This window comes from Streptomyces sp. NBC_00459 (assembly GCF_036013955.1).
Classification (GTDB): domain Bacteria; phylum Actinomycetota; class Actinomycetes; order Streptomycetales; family Streptomycetaceae; genus Streptomyces.
The window spans coordinates 479,735-494,571 of the sequence record NZ_CP107903.1 but is presented as its reverse complement, the minus strand read 5'-3'; the positions used below and the strand labels follow the sequence as shown (position 1 = coordinate 494,571).

The window sequence follows — 14,837 nt, the reverse complement described above, 5'->3', positions numbered from 1 at the left end:
GCCTGGAGACATGGCATGGTAAATCGAGGACATCTGGAGATCGTGATGCTTTCCGCGATTCCTGACGGCGCCGAACAGCACGGGGACGGCGCGATCCTCCGGCTCGACTTCAATCCGCCCGAGGAGCACGTCCACGGCTTCGAGATCATCGATCTCTCGACCCTGCACGACCGGCGACTGCGCCGGCGCAGGAGGCCCGACCTGGTGCACAGGGTCGACTTCCACACCCTCACCCTCATCACCGAGGGCAGCGGGGAGCACGCGATCGACTTCGTGACGCACCCCTGCCGTCCCGGCACCCTGTTGTGGGTGCGACCCGGTCAGGTACAGAGCTTTGTGCGGCCGGGTACCGCCAACGGCACGCATCTGCTGTTCACGTCGGCCTTCCCGCCCCACACCAGCAGCGCCGACCGGCTGGTCAACGAGTGGTCCGGGTCCGCGTGCTGGCAACTCGGGGCGAGCCCCACATACGCGGTGCTCTCCACCCTGCTGGGCCAGTTGCGGGCCGAGTACGGCCGGCCGGAGCAGACGGTGTCGACGGAGATCCTGCAACTCCTGCTGGCCACCGTGCTGTTGCAGATCGACCGGCTTCCCCACCCCGGCAACGGCGGCGATCCGCACGCGGGCGGCGAGGTCTACGCCCGGTTCCGTGCCGAACTGGAACGCTCCTACGCCTCCACCCGCCGCGCCGCCGACTACGCCCACCACCTCGGCTACACGGTCAAGACCCTCACCCGTGCCTGCACGGCTGCCACCGGACAACCCGTCAAGCACGTCATCGACGGCCGCGTCGCTCTGGAGGCCCGGCGGCTGCTCGCCCACACCGACGAACCGGTCGCGACCATCGCCCGCCGTCTCGGCTTCCCCGAAGCCACCAACTTCGGCAAGTTCTTCACCCGCCACACCGGAGTCACCCCCGGTGCTTTCCGCCAGGCGCATCGGAGCCGGCAGTGAAGAGCGCGCCGTGCGTTGACCCGGCGGGCGGCTGGCCCCCGCCCGTGCGACGGTGACCGCGCCGATGTCGGAGAGCCGGCCCGGTGGGAGCAGTCGCGAAAGCGGCGACGGCCCGGAGGCCGCCGCCGCGTATTCGGTGCGCTTGCGCGGTGGAGCAGGTCAGCGCTTCGTGTAGATGAAGCCGAGCTTGTCGACCTCGTCGCCGGAGCGCCCGTGGAACCCGGCTATCTGCCAGCCGGTCGGCGCGGTGCGCGTCACGCAGTCGGACGTGGTGCTGCCACCGGACAGGCTCCTGCCGAGGTTCGTGTCGAACTTGGCGTAGAAGATCCGGGTGTGGCCGCCCTTCTCCGCCTGGCACAGCTGGGCGGTGGTGACGTATTCACCGCTGCCCAGAGTCAGGGACGACGCCGTGCCACCGGTACCGCCGTGGGCCAGGGTCTTGCCGTTGTCCAGGGTCAGGGCGACGCTGTCGACGCGGGAGCCGCTGCGCAGCGTGAGGCTGACAGGGCGGGCGCCCGCCGGTACGGCGTCGATGTCGTTGTAGTAGTCGCCGTGCGGGCCGCCGAACTGGTCGCTGAGCTGGAAGGCGGCATTGCGCGACCAGGAGAAGCCGACCGAGACCGGGTCGTGGTCGGAGAGCATCAGACCGGCGTCCGTGAGGAACTTGGCGTGCTCGTTGTTGTAGGACGTGGCGTTGAGCGAGACGAGCTTGCTGCCCCGGTAGAGAACCTTGTCGACGACCTCGCAGGTGTTGGGCACCGTGGTCCCGGTCTGGTCGCAGACCAGGGCGTCGCTGCCCTTGGTGGGCGGAGTGCCGCCGCGGATCAGCTGGACCCAGGCGTCGGTCAGACCGTTGGCGGCGCCGAACTCGGCGATGGTGTCCGCGGAGCGGGTGTAGCGGGTGTTGGTGTCACCCATGACCACGACCGCGTTGCCGGCGGAGTGGGTCTTGATGAATGCCGTCAGCTGGTTGAGGTTGTCGGCGCGGGACGCCAGGTCGCCTTCGTTGGTGCCTGCGTTGGTGTGCAGGTTGTAGAAGTCGACGTAGACACCCTCTGCGAGACGCTCGCGGATGAAGGTGAACCCCTTGGGCGTCAGGCAGTCGCCGGAGTCCCACTGGCAGGAGTTCCAGCGCACCCGCTCGAAGTCGTCCTCGTCGTAGGGGAGTTTGGACAGGGTGTTGAGGCCGCTGCCGATGCCGGCGCCACCGCTGGTGGGTGTGCGGTAGGCGTGTGCCGTGTCCGCGGCGTAGAGGTTGGCGTGGTAGTTGAAGTCCTCCTCGACATGCACGATGTCGTACGGCGCTATGCGCCGGCCGATGGCCGTGGTGCTGGTGTCGCGCGGTGTGGACGCGCTGGAGAGTATCGAGGGCAGGCCCGCGACGTTGTAGGTGAGGGTGCTGAAGGACCCGGAGGCCGGGTCCGCTGCCGCTGCTGGGGACGCGGTTGCGACGAACCCGCCGCAGGTGACGGCCGCGGCCGTGAGGCAGGTGAGAATACGGCGCATGAAGCGGAACTCCTGTGAAGTGGAGAGTGGCAGGCGGAACCTACCGCCGGTAACACGCTTCTGTCGTCGGCTCGGGCGGGAGAGATCGAAATTTGACCGAGTGGTCTGGGCCAGGGAGCCCCGGTAGCGGTGGAACCGGCCGGAGTGACCATCGAAAACCGTCCGGACACGTCACTCACTCGCGGCACGAAAGTACCGACAGCGAGGGATGTCAGAATGACCGCTTCACCGGGCTAGGGGATGGGGGCCGACCACCGTGCCGGACAGCCGATCAGACACTCCGTCGACGGACGAGACGGAAGAGCGGAGCACGCGCGGCAAAGGGCCGGCAGCGGTCACCATCGCGTACATCGCCGAGTCCGCCGGCGTCTCGGTGCCCACCGTGTCGAAGGTGCTCAACGGCCGGTCCGGGGTGTCGGACGAGACGCGGGCCCGCGTCGAGGAGCTGATCCGCCGGTACGGCTACCGCAAGCCGCCGAAGAACCGCAGCAAACTCGTGGAGCTGGTCTTCCGCGAGCTGGAGAGCATGTGGGCCGTGGAGATCATCCGTGGTGTCGAACGGGTGGCCCGCAGGAACAAGATCGGTGTCCTGGTGTCGGAGTTCGGTCTCCGGGACACTCCGACCAGGACCATCGACGACACCGTGGAACGGCGCCCGCAGTGCGTCCTGTCGGTGGCACAGCTGTCGGAGGAGGAGCGGGGCCAACTGAAGGCGAGGGGTATCCCGTTCGTCGTCTTCGACCCGAACGAGGAGCTCCCCGACGACGTGCCGTTCGTCGGGGCCACCAACTGGAGGGGCGGCCAGGCCGCGACCCGGCACCTGATCGGGCTGGGGCACCGGCGCATCGCCATGATCAGCGGTCCTGATCACCCCTTCTGTCTCGCGCGGTTGGCCGGCTACACCTCAGCGCTCACGGAAGCCGGCTTGCCGGTGGAGCCGGACCTGGTGGTCAAGACCCTCCTCACCCGTGAGGACGGCTACACGGCGGCACGCGACCTGCTCTCCCGTCCCGAGCGCCCCACCGCTGTCTTCACCGCCAACGACATGCAGGCCATGGGTGTCTACCAGGCCGCGCGAGAACTCGGGTTGAGCATCCCGCACGACCTGAGTGTGGTGGGCTACGACGACGTACCGGCGGTCGCCTGGGTCGATCCGCCGCTGACCACGGTCCACCAGCCCCTGGCGGAGATGGCGGTGGCCGCCACCGAACTGGCACTGGCACTGGGCCGTGGCGAGGACGTGCCCCAGGTGGGTGTGGAGATAGCCACCACCCTCACCGTCCGCGAGAGCACGGCCCCGCCGAAGGGTTGAGCGGACCGGGGGAGAACCCCGGGTGCCGGGTGGGCACCCGGGGCGAAACAGCGTCCGTCAGCCGACGGTGCCGGTCACCGAACCTCCGGACTTCGTCACGCGGTACGTCACGGTGGCACCGCTCCAGAAATGGAAGACGAGGGTCGCCTGCGCGTTGTCCCGCAGCGAGTTGACGAAGTTCGAGGTGAGCAGCAGTGCGTTGCCCGGGTAGTCGGGGGAGAAGGCGTTGTTGAACTCCTGGTAGGGAGTCCAGTTCGTCGGGCCGGCGTTGCTGCCGTCGGCGTACGTGGCCTCCATGGTCGCCAGCAGGTCACCGCGGAACTGGGTGGGGATGGTGACACCGTTGGTGTTGCCGGTCGCGTTCGAGAGCACCGGCCTGTCGTACGTGGTCACGTGGATCTTCCAGGGCAGGCCCCGGTTGAAGCGGGCCTCGACGGTCGCGTTGACCCCGTAGACGCGGTTGCCGGCCAGCCGGGTGAGCGCGGTGGCCGAGAGCGTGAGCTGGTTGCCGGAGACGGTGTAGTCCCGGCCCGGAGTGAGCATGGTGTTGCCCTGCCAAACCCCCAGGAAACTACCGCCGTTCGGGTTCAGGGTGATCGTCTGGGCGGTGATCGCGCTCGACTTCGCCAGGAAGACCCGGTCCGAGGAGGCGGTTCCGGAGCGGGTGGTCCAGCTCGACTTGATCTGGTCGATGATGGCGGGGTCGCGCCACTGGAACGTGGTGCGGTTCAGGAAGTTGAAGGCGTCCCACAGAGCCGTGGTCACGCCGGCCGTGCGGGCTTCATAGCCGAACTGCTCGAAGTACTTGAGCCCCTCGCCCAGTTCGACGCGGGCGGGGTGGTTGTGGTCGGGGTAGTTCAGCAGGCCGTACTCGCCCAGATAGACGGGGATGCCCTTGGAGGTCAGGGTGTTGCGGATCCGGGTGAAGGTGTCGCTCATGTCCTTCTGCGCGGTGGCGTCGAACTTCGTGCCGCCGGCGACGTTCACGCTGAACGGGTACCAGCCGTAGAAGTGCACGGTGGCCACGAGGTTGGGGTCGTTCAGCGCCTTCATCTCGCCGACCAGGGCGTCGAGGAACTCCTGGCCGGCGTTGGTGTGCAGGGTGGGCAGCATGAGCAGACGGGTCGCGTTGTTGCCGCCGGTCTGGCGCACCAACGTGTGGAACGCGGTGTTCAGTTCGCTGTTGTACTGGATGCCCTGGGCGTCGGTGGTGTTGTTGAACTGCGGCTCGTTGTTGCTCTCGAAGAGCAGCGACTGCGGGGAGTCGCGGAACTTGCCCGCGATCTGGGTCCAGGTGGCCTTGAAGCGGGCCAGGACGTTGTCGTGGTCGGTCGGCATGGTGGTGATCCACTGCCACGAGTCGTGATGGACGTTGAGCACGACGTAGAGACCGTCGGCCAGCGCCCAGTCGACCACCTGCTTGACGCGGTTCATCCAGGTCGCGTCGATCGTGTAAGGGGCGGTGGCGGACTGGTGGCCGCTCCAGGTGACGGGGATCCGGACACTGCGGAAGCCCTCGGCCTTGATCTTGTCGAACAGGGCCTTGGTGGTCAGGGGGTTGCCCCACGAGGTCTCGTCAGGGATGGCGTCGAGGGTGTTGCCCAGATTCCAGCTGGGCTGCATCGCGGCCACTGTGTCCTTCGGGGCGGCGGCGAGATCGGCGAGCTGCAGCCGTACGAGGGACGTGTCCTTGTGGCTCGGCAGGGCGAACGCGGTGGTGCTGGTCAGCCCGATCGCGGCGACCAGCGCCAGGAGGAGGCCGAACAGACGGCCGGGGCCGCGACTGCGGCGACGGGTGGGGTGTGGCGTTCCCTTCATCTTTGATCCTTCTCTGTTGGCCGAGCGGGGGGTTCCGCTCGTGGGGGGATGGAGCGGCAGACGGTCGATGGAGGGGCCGGCCGGACGTCTCCGGCCGGCGACGCGGTGTCCTGTCGCGCGGTGAGGGATCAGCGGGTGAGCGGCTCGTAGTCGAACCAGTCGAAGTGGACGGTGCCGGTCGCGGCGTACATGCCGATGACCCGGCCGGTGAAGCCGCCGGCCACTTCGGTCGACAGATAGCGGCCGTCGAGGGTGCCGAGCGCGGTGAACGTGCCGTCCGGCTCCTCGATGCCGAGCGTGAGGGTGTCGGGCCCGGTGCGGGCGTCCAGGGGAACGGTGGCGCGGACGCGGACGCCGAGGACCACGGGCCCGGCGGGCACGGACCGGGACTCCACGACGGTGCGCAGCGGTCCGATCCGGCTGAGGACGCGCACCTCTCCTTCGGACGCCTCGATCTCGTAGTGGTGCTCCTCGTCCAGGCGTACGGCGAGTCCGCCGCGCCCTTCCGCCGGGTCGATCCGCGTGCGCGCCTCGCACGTCAGGTGCTGCTGGCGGCGGCCGACGAACACGACGTCGGGTTCGTCCAGGGAGCCGCCCCGGGCGCGCAGCGTCAGCCAGCCGGACCGTTCCTTGGTGGTGCAGTGCTCCGCCGGACGGTCGCGCACGGAGATCCACTGCGGACGCAGTTCGCTGAGATCGAAGTCGTCCCGGACCGACTGGACGGGGCCGGGGACGAGCGGCCAGGAGGGCGCGGGCAGTTCGGATGTCACCTCGCCGACGACAGGCCAGCCGTCGACCCACTCGACCGGTGCCAGGAAGGTCTCGCGGCCCAGCACGTGCCAGCCCGGGCTTCCACCACCCGGCCGGACGCCAAGGAACACCATCCACCACGAGCCGTCGGACCGCTGGACCAGGTCGGCGTGGCCGGTGTTCTGGATGGGGTGGTCGGTGCCGCGGTGGGTGAGGATGGGGTTGTCCGGGCACGGCTCGAACGGGCCCGTGGGCGTCCGTCCACGGGCGATCGAGACGCCGTGGCAGCGCTCGGTGCCGCCCTCGGCGATGAGCAGGTACCAGTGGTCGCCGATCCGGTACAGGTGCGGAGCTTCCGGAGCCTTGGCGCCGGGGGCGCCGGACCACAGCTGGCGCCGCGGTCCGAACGACTCCCCCGTGTACGGGTCGATGCGGACCTGCGAGACCCCGGCGACCGTGCACCAGCAGGTGCCGTCCTCGTCCCACGCGAGGTCCGGGTCGATGCCGGGGACGTCGGGCAGACGGACCGGATCGGACCAGGGCCCGGCGGGATCGGTGGCGGTGAACAGCATGTTGCCGCCGCCCTCGGTCACGTTGGTGACGATCAGCCAGAAGCGGCCGTCGTGGTGGCGCAGGGTGGGGGCGTAGATACCGCCGGACGACCGTGTGTCCGTGAGGCGAAGCTGGCTCGGCCGGTCGAGGGCGTTGCCGATCTGTGTCCAGTGCAGCAGGTCGCGGCTGTGGAAGACGGGGATGCCGGGGAAGTACTCGAAGCTGGAACAGACGATGTAGTGGTCGTCGCCCACGCGGCAGATGCTGGGGTCGGGGTGGAAGCCTGGGATGACGGGGTTGGGGAAGGTGGCGTCCGTCTGCTGCTTGTCCGACACGGGGTCAAGTCCTTTCGGTGGTGCGGTTGTCGTCGTCGCGGTCCGGCGATGGCCTGTCAGGACGCCTCGGGCACCGTGTGGGTGAGGCGGATCAGTACGGCGGACGGAGCCGTGGGCAGCGTCAGCGTGAGGTCGGCGGTGTCGGGGTCCCAGGAGAGGACGGCCCGGTGTGCGGTGGGGTAGAGCACCTCGGCCGGTGCCGCCGAGCCGCGGAGATGGGGCAGGGGGAGGACCGTAGTGGCCTCGGCGCCGGGGCGGCGCCAGACGGTGACGTACGTGGTGTCCGGAGTCCGCAGGGCCAGGGCGAGCCAGGGGTCGTCCCAGACCGGCAGACCGAGCGGCCAGACGGGCACCGACCGGGCCAGGTCGGCGCGTAGGGCCTTGTACACGGCGACGCCCTCGTGGACCAGGGCGCGGGCCTCGGGCCGCAGTTCGGGCAGGAGGCCCGACAGGTGGATGCGGCCGAGGAGGGCGTTGGCCATGGTGAAGGCCACCTCGTCCTGGGAGTGCTCCGGCAGCGGGTAGGCCCAGACGGCGCCCTGCTCGGGGGTGACGGCGGTCGGCGCGGAGGCCGCGATGGGGGCGTACAGCTGGAGGTTCTGCTGGTCGCTGGTGGACTGCAGCTGCAGCCGGGACAGCAGTGCGTAGTCCCAGCGCATACCGCCGGAGGAGCAGTTCTCCACCACCAGGTGCGGGTAGCGGTCCAGGATGCCGTCGAGCCAGGCGAGATGGGCACGGTTGTGGCCGAGGAGTCCGGCGCCCGGGGTCTCGCCGGGGTGGGCGCTGGTGCCGGAGCCGGGGTCGATGTTGTGGTCGAGCTTGAGGTAGCCGACCCCCCACTCACCGACCAGCCGGTCCACCACCTGGTCCAGGTGGGCGCGGGCGGCGGGGTGGCGCAGGTCCAGGTGGTGGCGGCCGGTCTCGGTGACACGGATGCCGTCGCGGCGGAAGAAGGCCTCGTCGGGCAGGGACTTGGCCATGGGACTGCGGACGCCGATCACCTCCGGCTCCAGCCACAGACCGGGGACCATGCCGCGTTCCCGGATACGGTCCAGCACCTCGTGGATCCCGCGCTCCCCGGGGAAGCGGGAGGCGGCCGGTTCCCAGGCGCCGACGCTGTCCCACCAGCCGCCGTTCTCACCGTCGTACCAGCCGGCGTCGATGACGAAGTACTCCGCGCCCGCCTCGGCCGCCGCGTCGATCAGTGGCAGCAGCTTCTCCGTGGTGGGGTCACCCATCAGGCAGTTCATGTAGTCGTTGAAGATGACGGGGAGTTGCCGGTGGTCGGGGTGCGGGCGGCGCAGGGCGCGACGGTAGCGGGTGAGCGCGGCGAACGCCTCGTCGGGGCCGCCGTCGTCGCTGAAGGCGAGGGCGACGGGCACGGTACGGAACTCCGCGCCCGCCTCCAGCGGATGCCGCCAGCCGTGGTGGGTGTCGTTCGGGCCGAACATGGCCAGGTAGGCCAGCGTGTCGCGTTCTCCGCACTCCCAGTGCCAGCCGCCGCCGTTGTGCTCGATCTGCCACAGCCAGGTGCGGCCCGGGTGACGGTCGGTCAGACCCCCCATGGGCAGCCGGCCGCAGCTGGACCACACGCCCCGCCCGGTCTGCGTGAACTCCCCCTTGCCGTTGTCGTAGACGACGCGGTCGCCCAGGCCCGGCGAGGTCACGCGCATCGGCCTGCGCTGCCAGCGGCATTCGGCGACCCAGTCGTTCTCGGCCCACAGCAGGTCGGCGGCGTCGATGGCCTCCGGACCGTCCGCGAGAGTGCCCACGACGAGGGACGAGACGGACTCCAGGTGGAGGGTGGCTGCCCCGTCGTTGCGCAGGAGCACCTCGGCGCGCAGCACGGGCACTCCTTCCGGCGAGCGGTAGGTCACCTCGGCGACGAGCCCGGTCTCGGGATCGTGGAGTTCGACGGTGAGTACGTGCCAGTCGCCGTCGCGGGTCACCTGGTGCGTGCGGTGCCGCAGCCGTCCGCCGAGGGACGTGTCGATGAGGCGTCCGCCCGACCAGGCCCGGCCGTGACCCGCGGCCGTCACTTCCACCAGGGGCAGCGGAGGCCACGAACGCGGCTCGGGGGGTGTCCCGCCGGGGAGGCCGATACGGGTGAGGCGGGCGGTGCCGTCTTCGCCGACGCCGATCTCGACCTCCAGGGCCCGGTGGCCCCATCGGAGGATCTGCGGTGCGCTGGTCATGGTTGCCTTTCCGGAGAGGGACAGGGGGAGCCCGGGCCCCGCTCAGGCGATACGAAGCACGGCGCAGCCGCCGCCGGGCAGTTCGGACACCGTGCCGTGCGTGAGCAGGTCGTGGGCGGGCTCGGGCAGAGATACGGGTTCGGTGCTGTGGTTGATCAGGAAGCGCCAGCGACGGCCGTCCGGGGCGAGTCGGGTGGTGGCCTCGACCTGTGGGGGCAGGCCCGGCATCTCGGGGCCCACGCCGGCCTCGGTGAGCAGCCGCGCGACCAGGGCGGCGTACCCGGTGTCGTCGAGGCACGTCGAGAGGTACCAGCCCTGACCGGTGCCGAAGCGGTGCCGGGTCAGCGCCGGGCGGCCTGCGAGCATCCCGTGCGTGTAGGCGGCGAGCGTCTCGGCGCCCTCGGCGCGCAGGGACTCGCTCCAGGCGGTGCCCCGCGTTCGGTCCGACAGGGTGACCCGCTCGTCGCGCCGGAGCGGCCGGTACTCCTCGACGCGGATGCCCAGCGCCTCACGCAGGGGAGCGGCCGGATAGCCGCCCAGGCGGGCGTGCAGGCGGTCGTCGACGTAGCCGGTCGCGTGCTGGACCAGGAGCGTTCCGCCGTCGGCGACGTAACGGCGCAGGTTCTCGGCCGCAGCGTCCGAGAGGAGGAACAGGGCGGGTGCGACGACGAGCGGATAGCGGCTCAACTCGTGCACGGGGTGGGCGAAGTCGGCAGTGACACCGGAGTCCCACAGCGTGCGGTGGGTCCGGGCGAGAGCCGCGTGGTAGTCGAGCTCCGCGGAGGGCAGGCCGTCCACACCGAGCGCCCACCAGGCGTCCGGGTCGTGCAGGACGGCCACCTGCGCGGAGAGCGTCGATCCCGCCAGCTCGTCGAGCCGGGCGACCGCCTCCCCGGTCTGCGTGACCTCGCGGAAGATCCGGCTGTCGGGCCCGGCGTGCGGCACCATCGCCGAGTGCCAGGTCTCGGCGCCGGCCCGGGACTGCCGCCACTGGAAGAAGAGGGCGCCCTCCGAGCCGCGCGCGATGTGGCCCAGGGTGTGGCGCAGGATGTCACCGGGGTCCTTGGCGAGGACCCGATCGCCGTCGTAGACGGTACTGGTGCCCTGCTCCGTCAGCAGCCAGGGACTGCCGCCGCCCAGCGACCGGGCGCGATCCGCGTGGAAGGCGACATCGGCGGCGGCGCCCGGGCCGGGTGCGCCGGGGTACTGGTCGCAGGTGACCACGTCGAGTTCCCGGGCGAGGGCCCACAGATCGACGTTCTGGTACGAGGGCAGCATCAGGTTGGTCGTCACCGAACGGTCGCTGTGCGCGCGGATCACGTCACGCTGCTCGCGGTAGGCGGCGATCACCACGTCGGACCAGAAGCGGCGGAAGTCCAGTTCCTGGCCGGGGTTGTGGTGCCAGTTCGTCGTACGCGGTGGGAGCACCTGTTCCCAGGAGGTGTATCGCTGGCTCCAGAAGGCCGTCCCCCAGGCGTCGTTGAGGGAGTCCAGCGAGCCGTGCCGGGCGCGCAGCCACACCCGGAAGGCGGCGGCCGTGTGGTCGCAGTAGCAGAGGGTGGCGTACTCGTTGTGGACGTGCCACAGCGCGAGGGCGGGATGGTCTCCGTAGCGTTCGGCGAGCGCCCCGGCGATACGGCGGGCCGCGTCGCGGTAGGCGGGCGCGGTGAGGCAGTACGTGTCCCGGCTGCCGTGGACGAGCCGGGTGCCGTCCGGCCGGACCGTCAGCGCGTCCGGGTGGGCCAGGGTGAACCAGGGCGGCGGGGAGGCGGTGGGGGTGGCCAGGTCGACGGCCACGCCGTTCGTGTGCAGGCGGTCCAGGTGGGCGTCCAGCCAGGCGAAGTCGTAGCGGCCCTCCTCCGGTTCCAGCAGCGCCCAGGAGAAGACGCCGACGGTGGCCAGGTTGACCCTGGCCCGGCTCATCAGCTCGGCGTCCTCCTTCCACACCGGCTCGTCCCACTGCTCGGGGTTGTAGTCCCCGCCGAAGGCGAGTCCGCCCAGGCGGTCGGTCAGGCTGCGCGAGGTCATGACGGGTCCTTGGAGCAGGGCAACTCATCGGTCATGGCGGTGGCTCTTCTCCTTCGGATTCTGGGTGTCGAAGCGCTTCACTCGGCCGCGAACGCTAATGACATATTTCTTGCGAAACAAGAGTCGAGAAGGTGAGAAACTTTCCTTCTCGCGTGTCATTGACAGCCCGCCGGGCCGGTGGCAGCTTCGTCGAAGCGCTTCAACGAAACCGCACTCAGTCTGTCTTAGGGGTCTGCCTCGTGGGTTCTCCGTCCCAGTCCGCCGCCCACCGCCTCCCGTTCCGTGACCCTGGTCTGCCGATCGACAAGCGTGTCGACGACCTGCTCGGGCGGCTCACGCTCGACGAGCGGATCGCGCTGCTGCACCAGTGCGTGCCGGCCGTCGAGCGCCTCGGCGTCGCCGCGTTCCGGACCGGCACGGAGGCTCTGCACGGTGTGTCCTGGCTCGGCGAGGCGACCGTCTTTCCGCAGGCCGTCGGATTGGGCGCGACCTGGGACGAGGGCCTGGTCCGTGAGGTGGCCGAGGCCGTCTCGGTCGAGCTGCGCGCCTTCCACCACCACCGCTCCGCGCCGAACGGCATCGGCCGCATCAGCCTCCAGGCATGGGCCCCCGTGGTGAACCTGCTGCGCGACCCGCGCTGGGGCCGCAACGAGGAGGGCTACTCCGAGGACCCGACACACACCGCGCGCCTCGGCATCGCCTACTGCCGGGGACTGGCCGGTGACCATCCGACGTATCTGCGCGCGGCCGGGCTGCTCAAGCACTTCCTCGCCTACAACAACGAGGACGACCGCTGCGTCACCTCCTCCGGTCTGCGCCCGCGCGTCCTGCGGGAGTACGACATGGCCGCCTTCCGCCCGATCGTCGCCTCGGGCGCGGCGACGGGCGCCATGGCCGCGTACAACCTCGTCAACGGCCGCCCCTGCCACGTCAGTCCGCTCCTCGACGAACTGCGGAGCTGGGCCGTACCGACCGGGCACGAACTGTTCGTCGTCAGCGATGCCGAGGCACCCGGCAACCTGGTGGACCCGGAGCACTACTTCGACGACCATGCCGAGGCCCACGCGGCGGCGTTGAGGGCGGGCATCGACAGCTTCACCGAGCACAACGAGAACAGCTCGATCACCATCGGCCGACTGCGCGAAGCGCTGGAACGCGGCTCCATCAACGAGGCGGACATCGACCGCGCCGCCCGACGCCAGCTGCAACTCCGCTTCCGGCTGGGCGAGTTCGACCCGGACCTCGACCCGTACGCCGGCATCGGCCCGGAGGTGATCGACTCGGCCGAACACCGAGCCCTGGCCCTGCGCGCCGCGACCGACTCGGTGGTGCTCCTCAAGAACGACGGCCTGCTGCCCCTCCGGGCGGACGGGACACCGCGCATCGCCGTCATCGGCCCGCACGCCGACGCCCTGTACGAGGACTGGTACAGCGGCACCCTGCCCTACCGGGTCGGCATCGCGTCCGCACTGCGCGCCGCCGCGGGTGACGTCGTGGTCGTGGAGGCCGCCGACCGGATCGCCCTGCGCTCCCGCACCACGGGGAAGTTCCTCGGCGGCACCGCGTTCGACGTCACCGAGTGGGGCGACGGGGTGCTGACACTGCGCGACGCCGACACCGGCCGGTACCTCACCCGAAGGGACGACGACTCGCTCGTCGCCGACCCCGAGGTGATCAAGACCTGGTTCATCAACGAAACCTTCCTTCTGGAACCCGATCCCTCCGGCGACGCCGACTCCGTGCTCCTGCGCAACGTCTTCACCGGCCGCTACGCCGTCGTCGACCCGGACGACGGCAGGGTCGCCACCACCGCCGACAGCCCGCAGAACGCCGAACGCTGGCAGCGTGAGCTGCTGCGGGACGGTGCGGCCGACGCCCGCAGCGCCGCCGCGGCTGCCGACATCGCCATCGTCGTCCTCGGCAACCACCCGCTCATCAACGGCCGCGAGACCGAGGACCGTACGGGCACCGCTCTGCCCGCCACCCAGGAGGCCCTGCTGCGCGAGGTGGCCGCCGTCCGCCCGGAGACCGCGCTGATCGTCATGAGCAGCTACCCCTACGCGGTCGACTGGGCGGCCGGCCACCTGCCGGCCGTGCTGTGGACCTCCCACGCCGGCCAGGAGACGGGCAGGGCGCTGACCGCCGTACTCCTCGGCGACGCCGACCCGTCGGGCCGGCTGCCCCAGACCTGGTACCGCGGCGACGACGAACTCCCGCCCCGGCTCGACTACGACGTCATCAAGGCCGGCTGGACCTACCAGTACCACCGCGAAGCACCCCTGTACGCCTTCGGCCACGGCCTGTCCTACACCGACTTCACCTACGGCGACCTGCTGCTGTCCACACCGGCGGTGCCGCAGGACGGCGCCCTCGACATCACGGTGACGCTGTCCAACAGCGGGGCGCGACCCGGCAGCGAGGTGGTCCAGCTCTACGTCCGTGCCGTGGACGCGCGGTACGAGGCACCCCGGCTGAGGCTCGCCGACTTCCGCAAGGTGCGTCTGGAGCCGGGGGAGAGCCGGGAGGTCGCCTTCCGGCTCTCCGCCGACCGGCTCGCCCACTGGGACGTGGCCACCGACGCCTTCACCGTGGACCCCGGTGCCTACGAGATCCTCGTCGCCCGCTCCGCGGAACACGTCGTCCGGAGCGCGCAGTTGACGGTGACCGGGACGGCCCCCGCACCCCGCGAGGTGGTCGGCCGACGCGTCCTGGCCGCCGACTTCGACGACTGCGCGGACATCACCCTCGTCGACGCCACCCGTGCCGCCGGCGACGCGGTCACCCCGGCCGATGCCGCTCGCCCCGCGACTCTGCTGTTCCGCTCCGTCGACCTGTCCGGTGCCACCCGATTCGAGGCTGAGGTCGCGCGCGAGAGCACCGGACCGGCTGAGGCACGCCTTGAGGTCCGGGCCGGCGACCGGCTCCTCGCACACGTAACTCCGCCGGTCACCGGGGGCCGCCGTACGTGGACAACGGTGAGCGCCGACACGACCGCCCCCGGCAACGGTGTCCAGGACCTACAACTGACCCTGCACGGAGACTTCCGCTTCGCCTCTTTCTCCTTCGGCCTGGCCGCGGCCTCGGACGCGATCGCGTGACTGGTCCCGCCTTCCCGGTGCTGCCGCTTCCTGGGCGCCTGGCCCGCAAGGAAGTCACCATGGTGAGGTTCACGGGCCGTGAACCTCACCATCCCACGCGATCCCCCTGTCGCTGCGCGGACACCTCGAAGGCGACGTCCGCGCCCGCGTCTGCGGTCCGCTGACCGACCGGTCCGCTCACGTCGTCCACGGTCCGGGTCCCAGGCGCTCGGCCCCAACTCCTCGGGGAGCTGCCGCCGGTGGGCGCTGAGCGCCACCACCGGTACGTCGGATCCGGTGGCCCGCACGA

The 14,837-nt window shown here is 70.6% G+C and carries 8 protein-coding genes; 3 read left to right on the top strand and 5 right to left on the bottom strand.

Features of this window, described 5'->3' with window-relative positions:
* The first annotated feature begins 45 nt into the window (after positions 1-45).
* Complete coding sequence (locus OHN74_RS01895; protein ID WP_327699950.1) at positions 46-954, top strand: AraC family transcriptional regulator; 909 nt, start codon at positions 46-48, stop codon at positions 952-954.
* 159 nt (positions 955-1,113) lie between these two features.
* On the opposite strand, the gene OHN74_RS01890 is transcribed toward OHN74_RS01895, so the two are convergent.
* Entirely contained in the window at positions 1,114-2,460 is a 1,347-nt protein-coding gene (locus tag OHN74_RS01890; protein WP_327692729.1) for a jacalin-like lectin, read from the bottom strand.
* A 256-nt stretch (positions 2,461-2,716) separates the two neighbouring features.
* Between OHN74_RS01890 and OHN74_RS01885 the strand changes: the two genes are divergently transcribed.
* Entirely contained in the window at positions 2,717-3,772 is a 1,056-nt protein-coding gene (locus OHN74_RS01885) for a LacI family DNA-binding transcriptional regulator (RefSeq protein ID WP_443060334.1), read from the top strand.
* 57 nt (positions 3,773-3,829) lie between these two features.
* Here the strand turns inward: OHN74_RS01885 and OHN74_RS01880 are convergent, their stop codons facing one another.
* From OHN74_RS01880 to OHN74_RS01865, 4 genes are all read right to left on the bottom strand, one after another.
* Positions 3,830-5,590 carry a cellulase family glycosylhydrolase gene (locus OHN74_RS01880; RefSeq protein WP_327692728.1) on the bottom strand — a complete coding sequence of 587 codons (1,761 nt, stop codon included), beginning with the start codon at positions 5,588-5,590 and terminating at the stop codon, positions 3,830-3,832.
* A 128-nt stretch (positions 5,591-5,718) separates the two neighbouring features.
* Complete coding sequence (locus OHN74_RS01875; RefSeq protein WP_327692727.1) at positions 5,719-7,227, bottom strand: glycoside hydrolase family 43 protein; 1,509 nt, start codon at positions 7,225-7,227, stop codon at positions 5,719-5,721.
* 56 nt (positions 7,228-7,283) lie between these two features.
* Entirely contained in the window at positions 7,284-9,422 is a 2,139-nt protein-coding gene (locus OHN74_RS01870; protein ID WP_327692726.1) for an alpha-galactosidase, read from the bottom strand.
* Between the two features lie 42 nt (positions 9,423-9,464).
* Positions 9,465-11,450, bottom strand: coding sequence for a beta-galactosidase (locus OHN74_RS01865; RefSeq protein ID WP_327692725.1), 1,986 nt, complete (start codon positions 11,448-11,450; stop codon positions 9,465-9,467).
* A gap of 239 nt (positions 11,451-11,689) precedes the next feature.
* Here OHN74_RS01865 and OHN74_RS01860 point away from each other — a divergent pair, with 239 nt between their 5' ends.
* On the top strand, positions 11,690-14,548 hold the full coding sequence (locus OHN74_RS01860; protein ID WP_327692724.1) for a glycoside hydrolase family 3 C-terminal domain-containing protein: 2,859 nt from the start codon (positions 11,690-11,692) through the stop codon (positions 14,546-14,548).
* Positions 14,549-14,837: the final 289 nt, after the last annotated feature.

Excerpts from the sequence above, each read along its gene's own strand:
- OHN74_RS01895 (WP_327699950.1), top strand. The coding sequence starts at position 46 with ATGCTTTCCGCGATTCCTGACGGCGCCGAACAGCACGGGGACGGCGCG.
- OHN74_RS01890 (WP_327692729.1), bottom strand. The coding sequence starts at position 2,460 with ATGCGCCGTATTCTCACCTGCCTCACGGCCGCGGCCGTCACCTGCGGC.
- OHN74_RS01880 (WP_327692728.1), bottom strand. The coding sequence starts at position 5,590 with ATGAAGGGAACGCCACACCCCACCCGTCGCCGCAGTCGCGGCCCCGGC.
- OHN74_RS01870 (WP_327692726.1), bottom strand. The coding sequence starts at position 9,422 with ATGACCAGCGCACCGCAGATCCTCCGATGGGGCCACCGGGCCCTGGAG.
- OHN74_RS01865 (WP_327692725.1), bottom strand. The coding sequence starts at position 11,450 with ATGACCTCGCGCAGCCTGACCGACCGCCTGGGCGGACTCGCCTTCGGC.